A 21,269-nucleotide genomic window follows, 5' to 3' on the forward strand; every position below is an offset into this window, starting at 1 on the left:
ATTGTAATCGTTCCTGTATTACACGTTTCGTCTACTAACGTAGTTGTTAATCCTAATTGTGGATTTAATGTATGATTTGTTTGTGTTGATACACAACCCGATCCATCGCGTACATCTACTGTATATGCTTTTGGCGTTAATCCTGTAAATGTATAGGTAGTTGCCGTAGCTGGAGTTGGGGTTTGCCATGGTCCGCCATCTAAACTAAATTGATAATCGCCGTTTCCTTGCGTTACATTTACAACTATCTCGCCATTACTTCCATCGTAACATTGTGTTACTGTGGCCGTGTGTAATACTGTTGCTGGTGGATCAACAGTTACACTAACTGGTACACAACTATTTCTCGCTATTGTAATTTGTACATTGTCAATTAAATTACCTACACTTAAACTTCCCGTTGCTGTAGATACTGCATCAAAAGCAATAACTGTAGTTGACTGTCCTACTGGAACTGTATAAGTTCCTGAATAGACTCCCCAAGCTGATGTACCATCAGACATTGTTTCTACTATTGGTGCAGTTGCTAAATCTCCTCCAATCTTAACAGAAGCTACATCTACTCCACTTCTACCTCTATGTGCTACAGACCAATTGATTACATCTCCTGGTTCTGTACAGTATTCTTGATATAATGACCCTGGATTTCTAGCATTTAATTCAGCTAAAGCTACTCCATCATGCGGAGTTACACCTAAGAAATTATTATACCATATTTCTATTCTATTTGAAGGGTCTGTTGTATCCCAACCTGGGACATCATCTTCATTTCTTTGACGAAAACCAGTTGTAGCTAACGCTGGTGATTCAAAACTTCCATTTTCAAATAAGTTTGCCGTACATCCACATTCGTTACAATTTCTAGAGTCACGAACCATTACAATGTAATTCCCTACTGCAACATTTGTAAATACTGGAGATGATTGCCAATTTGCTCCTCCATCAACACTAAATGTATATGGAGGTATACCTCCTGTAGACACAGCTGTAATTGTACCTCCTGTTGCTGCACCAGCACAAACAGCTTGCTGTGTTACTGAAGCTGATAAAGTTAATTCTGTAGGTTCTCCTATTATAACTTGCCCTAAATCAATATCACAATTTAAAGCTCCAGAAGTTTCTCTTACAAATACACTATATGTTCCTGCTGCTAATCCAACAATTCTATATGGATTATCTGCTGTTGACGACCAAGTTGTTCCTCCATCAATTGAATATTCATAACTTCCTCCAGTAAAATTATTGGCAGAAATAGTTATTGTCCCATTATCAGAACCATGACATTCACTATCTGTATTTCCAACAACGCTACCTGTAAACTCTTGCCCTGCAGCAATATTTACAATAATATCTTCTGTACATGCACTTCCGTATGCAACTGTAAACGTATGTGATCCTACGGCTACATTATTAAATACATTACTTGACTGTGCTGTTCCTCCATCTAAGCTATATGTATAAGTTCCTACACTTGGAGTTATCGTTACATTTGCTGTACCGTCGCAATTATAAACAACTGAACTTCCTAAAGTAGGTGCTGCTGGTAATGGAGCTATTACTACATCTCCTAAATCTCTTATACACCCTCTCGCATCCTCTACTCTTGTATTGTATGTTCCTGCTGGTAAATTTGAAACAGTGGTTCCTGCTGCTGCACTATAATTAGTAGCGCCCGTTAATCGATAATAAAATGTATAAGCTGGTGTACCTCCTGTTGGTGCTGTAAATGTTAAACTTCCTAATACGGTATTTCCTGCCGCATTACATACAAGATCTGTAGCAGCAACTGTACCTCCTGCTAAAGCAGTTGGTTCGTTAATTGCAATATTTGTTATTTCGTAATTACATTGATAACCTGTTTTAGACGCTCTAATTGTAATCGTATAATTAGTATTTGCTGATAAATTATTGAACACTCCTGTTGTATTCCAATTTGTACCTCCATTGATACTATACTCTATCGGAGCAAAGCCTAAATCACTTCCTACTACATTTACTTCTATTCTACCATCTGTTAAACCGTTACATGAAATATCAGTTGTGGTGTGTGTAAATTGTAATGGTGGTTCAACATTAATTGTTACTGGACTTGATATTGTAGAACAATTATTACTATCTATTACTAAAAAAGTATAGGTTCCTTCTTGCCCATTAATAACATTAAATGTAGTATTTGTAAAATAATCACCTGATGGTATCGCTGCAATACTAGCATGCAAATTTACTCCATCTTTAGACCATACAGCAAAAGTATAATTATCTCCAGTATTAATTGTACCTCCAGTGGCATTTAATGTTATAATTCCATTAGAAGCCCCATTAAGACATGAAATATCTTTTGTAGCTACTGCAGCTAAATTAAGCTCTGCTGGCTCTACTATATTTATCATTTCTGTAGCAGCACAATCCGCAGTAGTAACATTTACAGTATAGGTACCACCATCTGTTACATTAAAAGTATGATCGTTTGTAGCTACAGGTCCAAAAGTAGCAACTGTTGCACCTCCTTGTGTTAACGTATATGTATAATCTCCTGGAACGTTATTTACTTGAATTCTAATTTGTGCTTGTTCATTAGCACATTGCATATTCGTTGTAATTACGTCTATATCTATAGTTTCTTCTTGTATGTTTATTGAAGGAAAAGTATAAGTACACGCCGCTGCAGAAGATCCTGCTAAACGAATAGATAAATCATAATCTCCTGGTTGTGTTACTGTAAATGTATTACCAGCTTGGAATGGAGCATTGAAACCTCCTGGTCCTGTTAAGCTATATTCGTATCCAACTGGAATATTGTTTATGGTAATATCTGCAGAAGCCCCACAAAGAATATCTTCTTTTACTATAGTAGGATTCAACGTTGCTTTATAAACATTAAAGTAATAGGTAGTTGGACATAATCCGTCATACAATACTTCTAATTTATACTCTCCTGCATCACTAAAAGTCCTTGTTAAATCAGTTCCTAAATCATTCCATGTACATGCTGAACTTACGTTTGCACATCCTACTACTGTTTGATCTGGGCATGAGCTTTCATCTAATTGAAACCATCGTACTGTAGTTGCTGAACTTGCAACAAAAGGTAAATTTATTTCTCGTGTACTTCCATCTCCACATAAATAAATTTCAGCCAAAGGAAAACTATTACTTGGACATGAAGTTAAAATTTGATCTGCAAAACCTGCTAAAGGATTCGGTTGCGAATTAAAATCAGTTACAATAACTGTTTCTGTACTATCAATACAACCTACTGGCGCTGTTTTAGTTACTGTATAGGTACCTGCTTGGGTAACTGTTAATGTTTGGTTAGTTCCTATTACCGTTCCAGGATTATTTGCATTTACCCATGAATAAGATGCAAAACCATTTCCTGCTACTAAATCTAAATTCCCACCACATAAAACTTGTGTTCTTTCAAATGTACATCCAGAAGTATCAACCAAGAAATTTGAAGTACCTACAATACCAAAATTACATGCGTCAATACCTGCAAAACTTGGTTCATTTATTACTCTCGGCGTTCCTCCTTCATCACTATCATAATTTGCAAAAGCCTGATTTTGAATACGATTAGAACAAACATCTCTTAAATCGTTACAATCTGAAACTACTTGTACCTTTATTTTTATTTCATACGCAGGATCACCTTCTTCAACCATACTATCTGGTATGTTAAAACGTAATTCTCCTCTAAAACCGTTTGCTAAAGCCGGTGGTGTATACGTATAATTCGCTGCAGTTAAACCTGCAGGTAATATTAAATCTGCTTCTATTAAATCTACATTTTTAGGAAGTAAATCAACCAACTCAGTATTTAAAGCATTGTCAGTTCCTACATTCTGGAATCGTACTGTATAAAATAATTCATTTCCTAAGCCTACCGGTGCTCCTGCCAAATCATTACCAGCAGCATCTTCAATCGTTTTAATTAACTGTATTTTAGGCTCAATAATTTCAACCGATAAAGCATTTAAAAAAGCCCAATACACGTCTCCACTTGTGGTAAATCGTAAACTTGCACTCGTTTGATCGTTTGCTATAATACTGTTACTACTATTGTCTAACTGATATAAATCAACATCAAACCCTAAAGTATTCTCACTGTTTGGAGTTCTATCTGTTAAGTATGCATCGTTTTCACTAATAGATCCATTAAAAAAGTTATAATTTCTTCTCCAAACCCAACCAATAGTAGGATCCCACACCCAACCAAATTGCGCTGGGTTTATATTTGGTGTTTCCTGATCTATATAATCTCCATTAGTATCTTGAATTTGAAAGCTATCACCTCCTATCCCTTTATCTCCTTCTAATACTCCAACCAAAAGTTTTGCTCTTACAGGACCTACAGGTATAGTTTGAAAACCTGAATACGATATTGTTTCACTACTATTAATACTAGGGTCTATTGATGTAAAACCATCGAAAATAGAAATGTTTTTACTCGACAAGTTTTCGTTTTCATAAATTACCACCATAGTCCATCCTCCAGCTCCACCAACTCCATTAAGATTATCTACTCCTACAGTTGCTTTAATATCTGCTGCAAAATAATCTCCATTGGCATTAGTTCCTAAACCTGCTAACAATGTAGTTACATCATTATAGTATAGGTAAGGTCTCAATGTAGGTTGATCATTTTGGTCATATATAACAGTACCTGTTATATTTCTATAATTTATATCCCCTGGAATTTTAAATTTAATTTGATCTTTATTAGGATCTCTAGTTGAAGAATCTTGATTTAACCAAGTTTCATATGGATATACTGCTCCCCAATACAATCCTGCATATACAACTCTTGAACAAGCTGGTAATGTAAGTCCAGCTCTTGAAGATGACTCTGTTGAAGCATCTCCATCAATATCAATGTATTGCATATCGAAGCTTCCATTGGTAGAATTTCCATTATAAGGTACATCTGGCGTATCAGTTCCAGACGACCTACTTATAATATTATTCCCTATAAAAGTAATATCTCCTCTTATGTTAACACCACCACTACCTAAACGATTAGTGAAAGGCCTATCTGGTCTTTTATTAGTTTTTTTAACTATTTCTCTTACAGGCTTAGGATATGCCTGAGACTGTAAATCTATTACTTGAAGTAATAATATTAATATTAATAGTAATCTTTTCATCATCGTATGGGGGAATTTAATTATTGGGGATAATTATTATACCTAAACTTAAAACTATTTTACATTTATTATGGATTTCCTATCATAAAAAGCGCCATCTAAATTGCTATTATACAATCGTATTGCTTCTTTTCGATCTTGGGTCTTAGCTATATATATATGCATATAACCTGTTGCTGGATTTATAAAATATCCTGCGTCTATATTATCGTTTCTTAATTCATCAACATTTCTATCTGCTAACGATTTTTTAGAGTTTACCCACACAACAATATAATAGCCTGGTGCTACTCCTTGCATTTTTGCCATGGTACGTACTCTTGCTGGCGGTTGCTTTTTAGGTTCTTTATAACTATCTCCTTCTTTTCCAATAGTTAATTTTCGAACATAAACTCCATCTTTACCGCTCTTTTTTACTTTTATAGAAGACTCATCGTTCTTATCATTGTTTTTTTCATATAGCCTAGTTTTATCACTAAACTCTTCAAAAAACTTTTCATCTGCATCTTCTTCTTTAGCAAATCTATCAAGGTATACATAATACCATTTTGTTTTAGGTTCAAAAATGTATTTTGCCTCGTAACCTAATCGACTCCATTTTTCAATTAATGGATCAACACGATCTTTATTTCTATATCTGTCTGCAACTATATAGTACATAGTACCTCCACCTCCTGTGTAGGTTACTGTACTTTGACGCCATGGTTTGTTTGATCTCCTTTTTAAAGAAGTATCTTTTTCATCCGTGCTATTTTCAACAGGTGTATTTACAGTTACTTTTACTGGTTCTGGTTGATTCTTTAACAAACGAAGTATTTGATCTACCTTTTTATTTAAAATATCTATAGAATCTTGTGCTTGTTGAATTTCGTCTGATAAATCATTATGCTCAGGATTATCATAGTCTAACTTCTTCTTAGTACCTCTATTAGGCAAGGTAACTTTTACATTACCACCTCTTCTTGTTGGACGATCTCTTGTAAAATATTTTTTACCAAAATTGTAGATTATTCCAATCTCATTTGTTGATGCAAAATCACTTTTCTCATAGGTAAATCCTATGGCTAAGTTTTCAGAAATATTTACTCCTACTCCTGCTGAAATCCCGTATGTCTTATCGTAACCTGCTTTAATCCAACCCGCTTTTGGCAAATCTAAAATAGCATTACCTCCTGCACTAAATGTTTCTTCTCCTGGTTTTCTTGCAATTGCTAAAACTCTTAAATCGGCTCCTTCAAAAATTCCTGATGCATAGGTAAATTCATGGGAATACATTGCATGAGCAGAAAACGTTTTTTCACCAAAAGAAGTAGCCATTTCGCTACTTTTTAAATTAAAATCTACTAAATTTTCAAAAAACACCCCTACATCAAACTTTCCAAACGATAAGGTTACCGCTGGTTGAAAATTTACGATGGGTATATCTTGAAAATTTGCTACTTGTGGATCTGGTACTGCTGAATTTACTTTTAGTCCGTCTGCACTTCTACGACTGTATAAAAAGTTAAATCCAAAAGTTAAATCCATATTATCATTTAACTGTAAACGGTGAGCATAATTTGCTAAGGCTCCAAAATCTTTAAAAACACCTACTTCTTGTTGGTAAATAGCCAATCCAGCTCCAACATTTTCGCGCATTTTTCCTGAATACGTTCCTACATACAACCTAGGATTGTCTTCAAACGCTACATTACTATTACGAACAATAGCTGTTATTGATGTTTTATTTTCTCTAAGTGCTGAAAAAGTGGGTACTGTTAAAAAACGATTAAACTTCATAAAGTTTCTTGAAGTAAAACTATTGTATTGTTGTGCACTATTAGATACCTGCGCTTCCAACGAAAACGTAGTTACCAATATTAACATGTATACTATAAACTTTTTAGTCCCCATAAATTTTTAATCTAATACCGAAATTGTTCCTGCTTTAAATAAAACATCGTCTTTAATTATTTTATAATAAAAAACCCGCTGATTCCCTAAACTTTCAGTTGGCCAATCATTCTGATAATCGGTTGTGTTTAAAATTTCTTTACCATTTGAGTTATACAACTGTATTCTAACAGTTGGTTGAAATGAATATTTATTTGATATTTCCCATGTATCGTTAATTCCATCTTGATTTGGCGTAACAATATTTGGCACAATAATTTGATCGTCTTGTTCTACAACTTCTATAGTTTTGGTAACCGTACAGCTACCTACACTTACTACCACTGTATAAAAGCCTAAAGCATTTACATCTAATGTTTCGTTTGTTGACAATACTGTTCCTGTACTATCTTGTCCTAAATGCCATACATAACTTTCTCCTCCCGATGCCGTTACTGTTACCGTTTGTCCTTGGTTTAACACTACTTTTACAGAGGGTGTAACTTCTACTACTGACTCATCAAACAATACTACATTTATAGGATCTACTGATCTCTCACAACCAAAGCCTGTCATTTTAAGTACGTATTCACCTATTGCATCTACGTCAAAATCTACTACATCAGTTGCAACTGCTGTAGTACTTCCATCCTTAAACCATTCGTATGTAAAACCAGGTAATAAACCTCCTTCTATAGAATAGGTTATTTTACTTCCTGGATCGGTACATAATGAATTTGAGTTTGGAGCAGAAGTTATTGTTGGTAAGGGTGCAGCCAACTTAACATTAATCTTATTAACTGACTTTGTCTTAATAACACCAGATCCACAAGTGCTAACTTCTAAATCGTATTCTCCATTACTTAAATAAGAATTTATTGTATACTCATTTGTATTTCCTGCTGAGGGAATAGCTACATTATCTTTATACCATTGATATTGCACCAATGGAGGAGCACTTGCACTAAGTTGTTCTGCTGTTAGATCATACTCATTCGAATTTTCATTCACTAGAGCTTTTACACCTACAATAACTAATTTAGCATCGGTAGATTCACATTCTTTATAATTAGTGTCTTCTATCCTTATCTCTGCTTTAAATTCTTTTAATGAATAAATAGAATAAATTTCCGATTTTACTGTTGCCGGGCATGATGAAGATGTAGTTGGGTCTGTTACCACTGCATAATATTCTCCTGATGAACCAATAGCAGTCGTAAATTGATTTGCCCCTGGAATCACTATATCATCTTTATACCATTGTATTGTTGCTCCAGAAGGAGCTCCTGTAATCTCAAGTTTCCTAGTTTCACATTCTAACCAAACACTTTCTCCTGGATCTACTGTGGTAATAGAAAAACTAGCTGTTGTTTTTTGTTTTAGTTCTACTTCAGTTGAAGTTGTAACACAAGCATCTGTACCTGTACCCGTAATAATTTTCAATACGTATTTACCAAATTGTCCTGCATTTGGTGTTATATATTGATTTGAATTTGAAGATTGTTTTAACACACCATCTAAATACCATTCATAAGTATATGCAGGATTATTTATTTTTGATTTAAATGTATGTGTTTCATTACTACATATTTCTATTTCTGCTACCCCTTCAATCTGCGCATCTGCAGTACTAATACCTGAAACTAAAACCCTAATTGATTCAACAGCCGTACAAGCGCCATAATCAACAACTACATAATAAAGACCAGGATCAGTTATTGTAAACTTAGGATCTTGTGTTGTAGCAATTAATGTATCTACGGCTCCGTTTTCTTTATACCATAAATATTCACCAATAACAGTAGTACTTAAAAAGACCTCTCTACTTTCTCCAGGACATAAGGTAAACTTTTGATTTCCACTTGCATCAGCTATTGTTAACTCATTAGAAGCAAACATATCATGGTAGGCTTGAAAAGAACTTGAAACTGAACTCATCTCTGGTGAAGTACTACGAACACGTATTCTATAATTTTTCCCAAAAGTACCTGATGGTAAATTAAAACCTACATTATTTATCATAAATACGTTATTTGGAACTGGTGTATTTACTTCTGTAAGTTTCACTGCAGGAGTACCAAAATTACCATCTGCATCAGACAATTCTACAATAAATTTATTATCATCATTAAAAAAGCTTCCGGAATAAGTTATGTCGATTAGAAAATTCCTAGGACCTGTAGGGTCATCATCACATGCACTTGCACCAAATTGTAAGGTAGGTGGATTTAAGGTCTGCGCAACCGTAGTGCTGTATATACAAAAGAGAAATACACCTAAAAGTATTTTTATGCTTCTAGTTATTTTGTTCATTTAAAGGGATCCTAAGGGACGATAAAAATACACTTTTTTTTAAATAAAGGTATTAACTCGCTATAATATTATTAGGAAATATATAAAAACTAAATCAAACACACAATTCAAAAAACAAAAAACAACCATAAAACTCTAAAAAACAAGGTATTCACCCTTTGTTAATTTTTATAAAACTGACACTAAAAAAAACAATCCTTTAGATTTTTTTTCTTTCAAAAAAATACTAATATTTGTAAAAACAATTGCGAAATGTCGTGAAGCTATAAGCGACAAAATTTAATTTTAAACTTTAATCCCCCAAACCTTGCGTCTAAATAGCATAGACGTAAAAATCCTATTTATTATGAAAAAAAAACAACTCCTTATTGCAAGCATGTTTTTATGCTTTTTTGCAAACTCATTTGCACAAATTAATTTTCCTGACCCTAACTTTAAAAACGCTTTATTAACTCACTCCCCTGCTATTGATACTAATGGAAATAGTCAAATTGAAATAAGTGAAGCCTTAGCAGTTGTAAGATTGGAATTAGACAATAAAAATATATCTAACTTAGAAGGTATAGAATATTTCACAAACTTGGAAATATTAAAGTGTAGCGATAATAATATTAAAGAAATTAACACAGAAACCTTAACTAAACTACGATTTATAGTTGCTGAAAGAAACCAAATAAAAAGCATCGATGTTAGAAACTGTATTATTTGGGGATTAAGACTCGACGGAAACCCTCTTGAATATGCTTATTTAACTGGTAATAGCACTTTTCAAATAGAAAGTGTTTATGGTGTTTATTTTAATCTTAGTAAGATTAAATATGTTTGCATTAGCCAGGCTCAATATAATGTACAAGCTAATAATGTAGACCACAGAGGTTTTTGGGACCAGATAGGTAGCGCCTTACATATTGGCGAATGTACTATTCAAACACCACCAACCGGATGCCCAATAATTAATTTCCCAGACCCTAATTTTAAACAAGCCATTTTAAAAGACAAAAGTATAGATACTGATGGTGATGGTGAAATTTGTATTGACGAAGCTGAAAAAGTAATTCGCCTTCACCTTCTTACAAACAGCAATATTACAGATATTACAGGAATTGAATACTTTATAAATTTAGAAGGAATAAGTCTAGGTTATAATAATTTACCTACAGTAGATTTAAGTAAAAACATTAAGCTACATACTTTATATATTGAGAACTGTAATTTAACACATATTGATCTTAAAAAAAATATAAATCTTAAATACATCAGAATAGGAGCAAATCCTATAAAAAATATTGATTTGAGTTTAAATAAAAAATTACTTGTTTTTTCTGCTTATAACAATCAATTAACAAATTTAAACACCTCTAATTTAACCAACTTAAGAACCATAGTAGTAGGTTGGGGTACAATTTCTGAATTAAACACTGATAATTGTACTTCTTTAGAACATGTAGATGCCTGGGAAAATCTAATTACAAAATTAGATTTCACAACTAATATTAACTTAAACTCTATACGAATTTATAATAACTTATTCTCTGAAATAGATGTTAGAAATTGCAAGCTTAAACAGCTGAGTGTAGAAAATAACCCTAATCTTGAAAAAGTATACGCAACTGGAAACCATAGTTTTTACACTAGTTATGCTGAATTTATTAAAACTAGCGGAGTAGATGTAAGTAACTGTCCTAAATTAAAATTTATATGTGTTAACAATGTTTCGTTTTTTAACAACATAAAAACATATATTACCAATATGTACCCTAGTTGTGTGGTTAGCACAGATTGTAGCAATACAACACCTGTTATTAACTTTAACACTTATTTTAACTTATCGCCAAACCCTACAACGGGTGCCATGTGGTTAAAACGAAAAAGTTTAAAAACTTCTGCTTCATTTGGTCATATTTATAATGCACAAACAGGTGCTTTGGTAAAAAGTGTAACCTTGTTTAAAGATGGTCGTATAGATCCGTTTGATGAAACTGACAGAAACCTTAACCCTATTGAAATTCCTATACCAATTGGTGATCAGACTTCTGTTTTTATTGATGTTAGAGACTTACAAAATGGAACTTACATTTTTAAAGTTTACTCTAGTTTAGGTCAATTTTCAACTACTTTTATAAGATCTTCACTTGGTGAGTTTTAAAAACATTAATTAAACCATCACTAAAAAGCCTAGTAATTTAAAATTACTAGGCTTTTTTTTTAGAATTCTGTCGTATATTTGTGATCCATTTTTAAGCATTTATGACACAAAAAATCACCATTGCCATCGACGGTTTTTCTTCAACCGGAAAAAGCACCATAGCTAAACAGCTAGCCAAAGAGCTAGGCTATATTTATGTAGATACAGGCGCTATGTATAGAGCCGTTACGTTATATGCTATGCAACAAAATTACATTTCAGATTCACATTTTAATCCAAACGATTTAATTGCAGATTTACATAATGTTTCTCTTTCTTTTATTTTTAATAAAAGTTTAGGCTTTGCCGAAATGATTTTAAACAATATCAATGTAGAAAAAGCTATTAGAACTATTGAAGTTTCTAGACTGGTTAGTAAAATTGCTACAATTTCTGAGGTTCGTAAAAAATTAGTGAGCGAGCAACAAGAAATGGGAAAAAATAAAGGTATTGTAATGGATGGTCGTGATATTGGTACCGTTGTTTTTCCTGATGCTGAATTAAAATTATTTATGACTGCTTCTGCCGATAAACGTGCGACAAGACGTTATAAAGAATTATTAGATCGTGGCGATAAGGTAAATTATGAAGAAATTTTACACAATGTTCAAGAACGTGATAGAATAGATTCTACACGTGAAGATTCTCCTCTAGTTATTGCTAAAGATGCTATTGAATTTGACAATTCTGACATGGGCCTAAAAGAACAATTTGAACGTATTATAAGTTTAGTGAACAGAAATTTTAAATAATACATTCTATATAAAACATAAAAAACCAGCAATATTTGCTGGTTTTTTTATACTTAAAATATAATTTATTTTAATATTCTTCTAATTTTGAATTCTCAGAATAGGTACGCCATTTTGTTAAACACGCTTCTATATCTGCAGGTACTTCCGTATTAAACTGCATAAATTCTCCTGTTTTTGGATGTGTAAATCCTAATGTTTTGGCATGTAGTGCTTGTCTAGGCAATGCTTTAAAACAATTATCTACAAACTGTTTGTATTTTGTAAAGGTTGTTCCTTTTAAAACAGCATTACCTCCATAACGTTCATCATTAAAAAGTGTGTGCCCTATATGTTTAAAGTGCGCTCTAATTTGGTGAGTTCTACCCGTTTCTAATTTACACTGCACTAAGGTTACATAGGTTAAACGTTCTAAAACTTTAAAATGCGTTACCGCATGTTTACCATGCTCTCCATCAGGAAAAACATCCATTTGTAAACGATTTTTAAAACTACGACCAATATTTCCTTCTATAGTACCTTTGTCTTCTTCAATATTCCCCCAAACTAATGCATAATACAAACGCTCTGTAGTTCTATCGAAAAATTGTTTTGATAAATGTGCCATTGCAAACTCTGTCTTAGCAACTACTAACAATCCACTTGTATCTTTATCAATACGGTGCACCAAACCTGGTCGTTCATTTGAGTTTGTAGGTAAATTTTCAACATGATACATTAATCCATTTACTAAAGTACCTGTATAATTCCCATGACCTGGATGTACTACCATTCCTGCGGGTTTGTTTACCACAATTACCTCATCGTCCTCATAAACAATATCAATAGGAATATCTTCTGCTATTAATTCATTTTCTGTTGGTGGGTAGGCTAAAACTACACGAACTACATCTTTTGGTTTTACTTTATGATTTGATTTTACCACCACATCATTTACCAAAACATTTCCTGCTTTCGCTGCTTGTTGAATTTTATTTCGAGTAGCATTTTCAATAAAGTTCATTAAAAACTTATCTACTCTTAAAGGCTCCTGTCCTTCTGTTGCTACAAATTTATAATGCTCGTATAAATCGTCGTTTTCTATTTCTGGAGTTGTATCTTCCTGCATGAATCAATTATAAAATTAGTTACCACTACCATCTCCTAAAATAAGATCTATGGTTGTTTTCTTTGGTAATTTTGCTCCTGGAGTAATTTTGCTTCCTTTAAATTTTAATCCTCTCACTACATTTTTACCTATATCTCTTACCCAAGTTACATCTTTACCTACATTAAAACCTATAGAACGTAAATGTGTTGTAGCTTGTCTTTTTGTTCTTCCATTTAAATCAGGGATTTCTACATCTCTGTATTTTGATGGATTTAATGTTAAATATATTTTACGCTTTTCTTTTACAAAATCTCCTGTTTCTGGGTTTTGCTCTATCACCGATTTTTTTGGATAATTCGGATTAAAACTAGCACTATCTATTACTATAAACTCAAGATTAAGCTCGTCTAATTTTTTTTCTACTGCTGCCAATGACATTTTATGCAAATTTGGCACTTGTATTTTTTGAGTATGGTTAGTTGTTACACCTAACCACCACTGTAAAACAAAAACAAATATTAATACTGATGTTACAGCAATTCCTATTTGGATAAAAAAAGTTTTACTCTTTATAAATTGAAATAAATTTTTAAGATTTTCTGAAAAATTACTCATATTGATTTTTTGTATGATGGCGCAAATTTACACCAAAAATAGTACTATTTTTAATTCATTAACTCATAAACGAGTTTTTTTGGTAAGTTTGTATTATTATGGTGTAATTTATTTTACAAATAAGCAATTAAAAAAGTAATTCAAATACAGTAAAGTGAAAAAAAACGTAGCTATTATTATGGGAGGTTATTCCTCTGAAGTAGAAATATCTTTAAAAAGTGGAAGTGTAGTTTACAAGCACCTTAACAGAGAAAAATACAATCCTTATAAAGTACATATTTTAAAAAACAAATGGGTTTTAGTTGATGAAAACGACAATGAATATCCAATAAACAAACATGACTTTTCATCTGAAATAAATAATAAAAAAATCTCTTTCGACTGTGTTTTTAACGCCATTCACGGCACACCTGGTGAAAACGGAACTATTTTAGCTTATTTTGATTTAATAGGTTTAAAGCATACTTCTGCGCCTTTTTATCAAATGGCATTAACCTTTAACAAACGTGATACTTTAAGCGTAATAAAAAAATACGGAATACCTACAGCTACTTCTATTTACTTAAACCAAGGAGATGAGATTAACTTATCTAAAATTATTGAAAAAGTAGGCTTACCTTGTTTTGTAAAGCCAAATAATGCAGGTTCTAGTTTTGGAATTTCTAAAGTACACAATAAAGAAGAATTAATACCTGCTTTAAACAAAGCTTATAAAGAAGACTCTGAAATATTAATTGAAAGTTTTTTAGATGGTACAGAAGTTTCAGTTGGTGTAATAGAATATAAGAATGAAGTTACAGTTTTACCAATTACTGAAATTGTTTCTGAAAATGATTTTTTTGACTATGAAGCTAAATATGAAGGGAAATCACAAGAAATCACCCCAGCTCGTTTAACCAAAGAACAAGAGAAAAAAGTTACTGATGTAGCCAAACGTGTATATCAAATATTAAACATGCGTGGTTTTTCACGTTCTGAATACATTTTTGTAAATGACGAACCTCACTTTTTAGAAATAAACACCGTACCTGGTATTACAGAAGCTAGTATTTTACCACAACAAGCAAACCAAGCTGGTATTTCTTTAACCGAATTATGTGGTAACGCAATAGAAATGGCATTAAATAACTAAAATTATGAAAAAAGCAATTTTCCCAGGATCCTTTGATCCTATTACCTTAGGACATGTAGATATTATTGAACGAGGTGTTACTTTGTTTGACGAATTAGTGATTGCTATTGGTGTTAACTCCGACAAAAAATACATGTTCTCTTTAGAAGAACGTAAACGTTTTATTGAAGAAACTTTTAAACACCAGCCTAAAATAAAAGTAGTTACCTATAGTGGTTTAACAGTTAACTTTTCTAAAGAACTAAACGCAGAATTTATTCTGAGAGGCTTGAGAAATCCTGCCGATTTTGAGTTTGAAAAAGCCATTGCACATACTAATCGTAAGCTTTCAGAAATTGAAACAGTATTTTTACTAACCTCTTCTGGAAAAAGTTATATATCTTCTTCTATCGTTAGAGATGTTATTAAAAATGATGGAGATTATACAGGTTTAGTTCCTAATGCTGTAAGAATTTAAAGATGAAAAAATTAAGTTTTATATTCTTATTTATTTTTCTTGCATGCAAACAAAATTCTAAAATAACAGAACAAGATTTCACTACTCTATTTGAAAAGTCAAACGGAACCGAAACCCCTGAATATAAAGAAGTAATTTCTTTCTATAAAGATTTAGCAAGCGCTTACAATGAAGTTTCATTATTCGAGATTGGAAAAACAGATTCGGGAAAGCCATTGCATTTGGCTGTATTTAATGCTGATGGAAAAACTAGCTTAGATGACATTAAAAATTCTACAAAAAATAGAGTTTTAATTAATAATGGTATCCACCCTGGAGAATCTGATGGTATTGATGCCTCAATGCTACTTTTACGGGATATCGTTAAAAATGATTCTTTAAAAAAAGCTTATAAAAACTCACTAATATGTTTAATTCCAGTTTATAATATTGGAGGTGCTTTAAATAGAAACTCTCATACAAGAGCAAACCAAAACGGCCCTAAAGAATATGGGTTCAGAGGCAACGCTCGTAACTATGATTTAAATCGCGATTTTATAAAACAAGATACTAAGAATGCAGCGGCATTTGCTAAAATTTTCCATACTGTAGATCCAGATATTTTCATTGACAATCATGTTAGTAATGGTGCAGATTATCAATACGCTATTACCCATTTATTTACACAACACAATAAACTTGGTGGTAAACTTGGTGATTTTCTAGAAAGTAAAATGCGCCCTTTTATAGAAAAATCTTTAACCAAAAAAGATATTCCAATTACACCTTATGTTAATGTTTGGGGAAGCACTCCAGAAAAAGGATGGTCGCAATTTTTTGATTCTCCTAGATATTCTACAGGTTACACTACTTTATTTAATACCTTAGGTTTAATGGTGGAAACTCATATGCTTAAACCTTATAAAACAAGAGTTAACCAAACTTATGAATTATTATTTTCTACATTAGATTTTTCTGAAAAGAACTCTTCTAAAATTAAAAATTTACGTAATAAAAATTTTGAAGACATTATACTTAAAAAGAAATATCCAATTACTTATAAAGTTAATACTAATAACCCAAGCACATTAAAGTTTAAAGGATATGAAGGAGAGTATATTAATAGTGAAGTAACTAACGGTAAACGTTTATTTTATGACAGAACAAAACCTTATATAAAAGACATTACTTATTATAATAATTTTGTTATTACAAAAGAAGTAACAATACCTGAAGCATATATTTTACAACAGGGATGGTATAAAATAACTGAAAGACTTTTAAATAATAAAATTGAATTTACTCGTTTAAAAAAAGATACAACATTAATAGTAGAAACTCAACATATAACAAATTTAGAATCTAGAAAATCTCCATACGAAGGACATTATTTACACTATAATACTCAAATAAAGAAAACTCTTAAACCTGTAGTGTTAAAAAAAGGGGATCTATATATCCCTACAAAACAAAAAGGAATTCGATATATTATTGAAACCTTAGAAGCTGAAGCCACTGATTCTTTTTTTAATTGGAATTTTTTCGATACTATTTTACAGCAAAAAGAAGGGTTTTCTGCTTACGTTTTTGAAGACATTGCTGCACAATTCTTAAAAAACAACCCCGTTCTTAAAAAGAAATTTGAAGAAAAAATAAATTCAGATAAAGAGTTTTCAAAAAACACTTACGCACAACTATTATATATATATAAATCTACACCTCACTACGAAAAACAACACATGATGCTACCTATTTTTAAAAAATATTAAATTAATGTTAATTTTTTTATACAATTCTTAATCGCAATTTCCTATTTTTGGAAAATTAGAAGAAGCTAATGAATGACCTACCCTTAAAATCAGTTTGTGAGCAAAAGAATTTTGAAAAAATTTTCAATCAGCATTCACAATCTTTACGAAACTACATTTATTACAAATGTGGGAATACTCAACAGGCAGAAGATATAGTCCAAGAAGCTTACATAAAGCTTTGGGATAACTGTGCTAAAGTTGTATTTGAAAAAGCTAAATCTTTTTTATATACAGTTGCTAACAATAAATTTTTAAATGAAGTAGCTCATAAAAAAGTAGTTCTTGAGCATCAAAAAAGGAACATTGTTCCTGATAGAACAAACGAAACTCCTGAATTTATTATAGAGGAAGAGGAGTTTTACACTAAATTAAAAAAAGTAATTGCCAATTTACCAGAAAAACAACGAGAAGTTTTTCTTTTAAGTAGAATTGACAAAAAAAAATATACAGAAATAGCTGAAATCGTTGGTGTTTCTGTTAAAGCAGTTGAAAAACGAATGAGCAAAGCTTTACTTACATTGAAAGAACAAATAGGTAAAGTTTAAAAAACTATATTTACAGTAGGGTAAATAATATTTTAAATGTTCTTAATACAAATAGGCAAGAATACCAGAAAATGAAACAAGAATATACAAATGAAACTTTTTTAGCTCGATGGGTGGCAAATGAATTGACCCAAGAAGAGTTAGCTAAATTTCAAAGCTCTGAAGATTATCATCATTTTAAAGCAATAAATGATGCTTCTCAGCAATTAAAAGCACCTGATTTTAATAAATCTGCTGTTTTTAATAAAATAATGGGGGAAACATTAGAAAAAAAGAAATCTAACAAAGTTGTAAAATTAATTCCTACGTGGTTATATGGAGCTGTTGCATCTATAGCTTTGATTGTGAGTTTTTTTTATTTTAATAATGATAAAACAACTAGTTTTTCTACAAGTTATGGAGAACAAATAACCATAACATTACCTGATAATTCTAAAGTTTATCTTTCTCCAAGTTCAAAACTAGAATACCTAGAAGGAGAATGGGATACTAATAGAAATTTATTATTAAGTGGAAAGGCTTACTTTGAAGTTGAAAAAGGAAAGTCATTTACTGTAAACACAACACAAGGTAATGTTACAGTTTTAGGAACAAAATTTACAGTTAACTCTTCAAATAACTTTTTTGAAATTCAATGTTTTGAAGGAAAAGTTAAAGTTACTCCAAGTAATAATAGTGAAATTATTTTAACAAAAGGAAAGGCTCATAGAATATACAATAATGAAAGTGAGAGTTGGAATTTTAATCAAGATTCTCCTTCTTGGATAAATGGTGAGAGTAGTTTTAAAAACACTCCCATAAGTCAAGTTATTACAGCTCTTGAAAAACAATATAAAATTAAATTTGACGCAACTAATATTGACGTTAATAAACGATTTACAGGTACATTTACACATGACAATATTAACATTGCTTTAAAAACAGTTTTTGCTCCAATGAAAATTTCTTTTACTTTAGCAAAAAATAGTTCAGTTATATTGACATATAATTAATGAAGCAAAAATTAAGTATACTTTTTATGTGCTTAACAATGTCTATTTTTTCTCAAGAAAAAATAGACATTGTTTTTTTAAACACACCTTTATTAGACGTTTTACAACAAACAGAGTCTAATTTTAAGGTGAAATTTTCTTTTGACTCAGATATCACTAAAGATTTATTCTTTACTTTCAATAAAAAGAAATGCCTTTTAAATGAAATACTTAATGAAATTGAAACCCAAGTTTCTCTAAAGTTTAATCGTATAAATGAACGTTATTTTTTTATTTCCATCAATAAACCTATAAATCTTCGTAATTATAATTTATTAAAAGAAGTTCAAATTAGTAATTACGTTACTTCTGGTATAAATAAGAATAAAGATGGAACAATATCTATCTTACCAGAACAATTAGGTGTATTACCTGGTTTAACAGAGCCTGACGTCTTAGAAAGTTTAAAAATAATACCTGGTGTACAGAGTCCTAATGAAACAGCTTCTGGCATTTATATTAGAGGTGGAACTCCAGATCAAAATTTAATTTTTTGGGATGGTATAAAAATGTATTATTCTGGACATTTCTTTGGTATGCTTTCAGCTTTTAACCCTTATACCGCCAAAAAAATAACCTTATCCAAAAGCGGTACTCAAGCTAGATATGGTAATAAAGTATCTGGGGTAATAGATATTAAAACTCATGAAGATATTCCTGAAAAAACTACTGGGGGTTTTGGTTTTAATATGACACATTTTGATGCATACATTAGAATTCCTTTTTCTAAAAAAGTAGCTTTTACCACTTCTTTTAGACGTTCTTTTACAGATATTCTTAATACTTTTACTTTTAATAAACTTTCTAATCGTGTATTTCAAACATTTGACGCTAATCAAGAAAGAAGAATAATTAATAAAAGTATTCTTTTTAAAAGAGATAATCGCTTTTATTTTGCTGATTATACTGCTAAACTGACAATTGTACCTTCTGAAAAAGAATCTTTGTCCTTTAATTTTTTATTTACAAAAAATAAATTAATTAATAATTTTAATATTCCTGTTTATAAAGATAATTATGAAGACAAATTAAACATTACAAACAGAGGTCTTAGTATTTTATGGAATAAAGAGCTTAGTAGTAAACTTACTCAAAATCTAAAAGCTTATTATTCTAATTTTAAACTAGATTACAATGGTAATTACAATTATATAGACAATTATTTAATTCAACATTCAATAAAAAATAATTCTGTAAGAGATTTAGGGCTTTCTTATAATTTAAATTACAAAATTAACACTAAAACAAATTTTCTTTTTGGTTATGATTTTCTTTCTAATGAAACTCAATATAAACTAAATTATAAAGTTGATGTTAATAACAACAACGTAATAAATTCTATACAAGAAGATTCGGGAACTAATAATACACATTCTTTTTTTACTGAGTATTTATTTGATAACAATAACTGGAGAATAAACTCTGGCTTGAGATTAAATTATTTCGATAAAATTAATAAGACTGTCCTAGAACCTAGGTTATATGTAGAGAAAAAAATAAATGAAAATTTCAGTTTTAAAACTTCATTAGAACAGAAACACCAAACACTTGGTCAGATTATAGAATTTCAAACTTCAAGTTTAGGCTTTGATTTAGAAAATCAAGTTTGGGCACAAGTGAATGACAATAACATACCTCTTCAAAAAAGTTTTCAATTTTCAACTGGTGCCGTTTTTAATAAAGATAAATGGAAAATTGACATAGAACCGTACCTAAAGTATGTAAGTGGTATGACCTCCCAAACTAGAGGTTATAATGACCAGACTACTGATTTTTCTAGAGGTAAAGGTGAAGTTTTTGGGATTGACCTTCTTATTAATAAAAGAATTGGTAATTATAGAACGTGGGTTAATTATTCTTACTCAAAAAACAATTTTAAGTTTATTGATTTAGAAAATAGATTTTTCCCTGCAAATCATGACATTACCAATTATTTTTCTTGGTCACACGCATTTAAATTTAATAATTTTGAAGTTTCACTTGGATGGAAACATAGAACAGGTAACCCTTATACTGCTGTTAAAGAATTTAGAATTCATCCTGATACAGGATCCCCAACAATAATACTAGATACAGATAATATTAACGCTAAACGTTTACCTAAATACCATCGTTTAGATGGTTCTATTACCTATTCTTTTAATTTTTCTAAAAGGTGGAAAGGCAAACTTGGATTTTCTATCTTAAATATGTACAACCAAAAAAATATTTTAAGAAGAACATTTACATCTGTACCTACAATAGACAACAATAACAATACAATCGTTTATCAACTAGGTCAAATTGATAAGGTTTCATTAGGTACTACGCCTAATTTAGTGTTCAGAATACGTTTCTAAT

Annotated in this window: 13 protein-coding genes; 8 read left to right on the forward strand and 5 right to left on the reverse strand. The window is 31.1% G+C overall.

Going from position 1 to position 21,269, the window contains the following annotated elements:
* The 3 genes from Q0881_RS14060 to Q0881_RS14070 all read right to left on the reverse strand — a co-directional run.
* On the reverse strand, positions 1–5,150 hold a 5,150-nt coding region (locus Q0881_RS14060), incomplete at its 3' end, for a SprB repeat-containing protein (protein ID WP_299161522.1).
* Positions 5,151–5,201: 51 nt separating this feature from the next.
* Positions 5,202–7,040, reverse strand: a complete 1,839-nt coding sequence (locus Q0881_RS14065; RefSeq protein WP_299161524.1) for a PorP/SprF family type IX secretion system membrane protein — start codon at positions 7,038–7,040, stop codon at positions 5,202–5,204.
* Between the two features lie 6 nt (positions 7,041–7,046).
* Positions 7,047–9,332 carry a gliding motility-associated C-terminal domain-containing protein gene (locus Q0881_RS14070; protein ID WP_299161526.1) on the reverse strand — a complete coding sequence of 762 codons (2,286 nt, stop codon included), beginning with the start codon at positions 9,330–9,332 and terminating at the stop codon, positions 7,047–7,049.
* Positions 9,333–9,678: 346 nt separating this feature from the next.
* On the opposite strand from Q0881_RS14070, the gene Q0881_RS14075 reads away from it, so the two are divergent.
* Together Q0881_RS14075 and cmk are read left to right on the forward strand one after the other, a co-directional pair.
* On the forward strand, positions 9,679–11,478 hold the full coding sequence (locus Q0881_RS14075) for a hypothetical protein (protein ID WP_299161528.1): 1,800 nt from the start codon (positions 9,679–9,681) through the stop codon (positions 11,476–11,478).
* 101 nt (positions 11,479–11,579) lie between these two features.
* Entirely contained in the window at positions 11,580–12,269 is a 690-nt protein-coding gene (gene cmk / locus Q0881_RS14080) for a (d)CMP kinase (protein ID WP_299161530.1), read from the forward strand.
* A 70-nt stretch (positions 12,270–12,339) separates the two neighbouring features.
* On the opposite strand, the gene Q0881_RS14085 is transcribed toward cmk, so the two are convergent.
* Both Q0881_RS14085 and Q0881_RS14090 read right to left on the reverse strand, forming a co-directional pair.
* Positions 12,340–13,377: an RluA family pseudouridine synthase gene (locus tag Q0881_RS14085; protein WP_299161532.1), complete on the reverse strand. Its 1,038-nt coding sequence runs from the start codon at positions 13,375–13,377 to the stop codon at positions 12,340–12,342.
* Positions 13,378–13,392: 15 nt separating this feature from the next.
* Entirely contained in the window at positions 13,393–13,974 is a 582-nt protein-coding gene (locus Q0881_RS14090) for a PASTA domain-containing protein (RefSeq protein WP_299161534.1), read from the reverse strand.
* Between the two features lie 154 nt (positions 13,975–14,128).
* On the opposite strand from Q0881_RS14090, the gene Q0881_RS14095 reads away from it, so the two are divergent.
* From Q0881_RS14095 to Q0881_RS14120, 6 genes are all read left to right on the forward strand, one after another.
* Entirely contained in the window at positions 14,129–15,106 is a 978-nt protein-coding gene (locus tag Q0881_RS14095) for a D-alanine--D-alanine ligase (RefSeq protein WP_299161536.1), read from the forward strand.
* Between the two features lie 4 nt (positions 15,107–15,110).
* On the forward strand, positions 15,111–15,563 hold the full coding sequence (gene coaD, locus Q0881_RS14100) for a pantetheine-phosphate adenylyltransferase (RefSeq protein ID WP_299161538.1): 453 nt from the start codon (positions 15,111–15,113) through the stop codon (positions 15,561–15,563).
* Positions 15,564–15,565: 2 nt separating this feature from the next.
* On the forward strand, positions 15,566–17,311 hold the full coding sequence (locus Q0881_RS14105) for a M14 family metallopeptidase (RefSeq protein ID WP_299161540.1): 1,746 nt from the start codon (positions 15,566–15,568) through the stop codon (positions 17,309–17,311).
* 68 nt (positions 17,312–17,379) lie between these two features.
* Positions 17,380–17,898: an RNA polymerase sigma factor gene (locus Q0881_RS14110; RefSeq protein ID WP_299161542.1), complete on the forward strand. Its 519-nt coding sequence runs from the start codon at positions 17,380–17,382 to the stop codon at positions 17,896–17,898.
* A 71-nt stretch (positions 17,899–17,969) separates the two neighbouring features.
* Entirely contained in the window at positions 17,970–18,890 is a 921-nt protein-coding gene (locus Q0881_RS14115; RefSeq protein ID WP_299161544.1) for a FecR family protein, read from the forward strand.
* Complete coding sequence (locus Q0881_RS14120; RefSeq protein ID WP_299161546.1) at positions 18,890–21,268, forward strand: TonB-dependent receptor plug domain-containing protein; 2,379 nt, start codon at positions 18,890–18,892, stop codon at positions 21,266–21,268. Before Q0881_RS14115 ends, Q0881_RS14120 begins: the two co-directional genes overlap by 1 nt.
* Position 21,269 lies beyond the last annotated feature (1 nt).

The sequence above is a fragment of the uncultured Tenacibaculum sp. genome, assembly GCF_947494125.1.
Classification (GTDB): domain Bacteria; phylum Bacteroidota; class Bacteroidia; order Flavobacteriales; family Flavobacteriaceae; genus Polaribacter.

Bases quoted from the DNA above. Each gene is read 5' to 3' on its own strand.
- Q0881_RS14105 (WP_299161540.1), top strand. From the start codon at position 15,566: ATGAAAAAATTAAGTTTTATATTCTTATTTATTTTTCTTGCATGCAAA.
- Q0881_RS14070 (WP_299161526.1), bottom strand. From the start codon at position 9,332: ATGAACAAAATAACTAGAAGCATAAAAATACTTTTAGGTGTATTTCTC.
- cmk (WP_299161530.1), top strand. From the start codon at position 11,580: ATGACACAAAAAATCACCATTGCCATCGACGGTTTTTCTTCAACCGGA.
- Q0881_RS14065 (WP_299161524.1), bottom strand. From the start codon at position 7,040: ATGGGGACTAAAAAGTTTATAGTATACATGTTAATATTGGTAACTACG.
- Q0881_RS14110 (WP_299161542.1), top strand. From the start codon at position 17,380: ATGAATGACCTACCCTTAAAATCAGTTTGTGAGCAAAAGAATTTTGAA.
- Q0881_RS14090 (WP_299161534.1), bottom strand. From the start codon at position 13,974: ATGAGTAATTTTTCAGAAAATCTTAAAAATTTATTTCAATTTATAAAG.
- Q0881_RS14115 (WP_299161544.1), top strand. From the start codon at position 17,970: ATGAAACAAGAATATACAAATGAAACTTTTTTAGCTCGATGGGTGGCA.
- Q0881_RS14085 (WP_299161532.1), bottom strand. From the start codon at position 13,377: ATGCAGGAAGATACAACTCCAGAAATAGAAAACGACGATTTATACGAG.
- coaD (WP_299161538.1), top strand. From the start codon at position 15,111: ATGAAAAAAGCAATTTTCCCAGGATCCTTTGATCCTATTACCTTAGGA.
- Q0881_RS14075 (WP_299161528.1), top strand. From the start codon at position 9,679: ATGAAAAAAAAACAACTCCTTATTGCAAGCATGTTTTTATGCTTTTTT.
- Q0881_RS14120 (WP_299161546.1), top strand. From the start codon at position 18,890: ATGAAGCAAAAATTAAGTATACTTTTTATGTGCTTAACAATGTCTATT.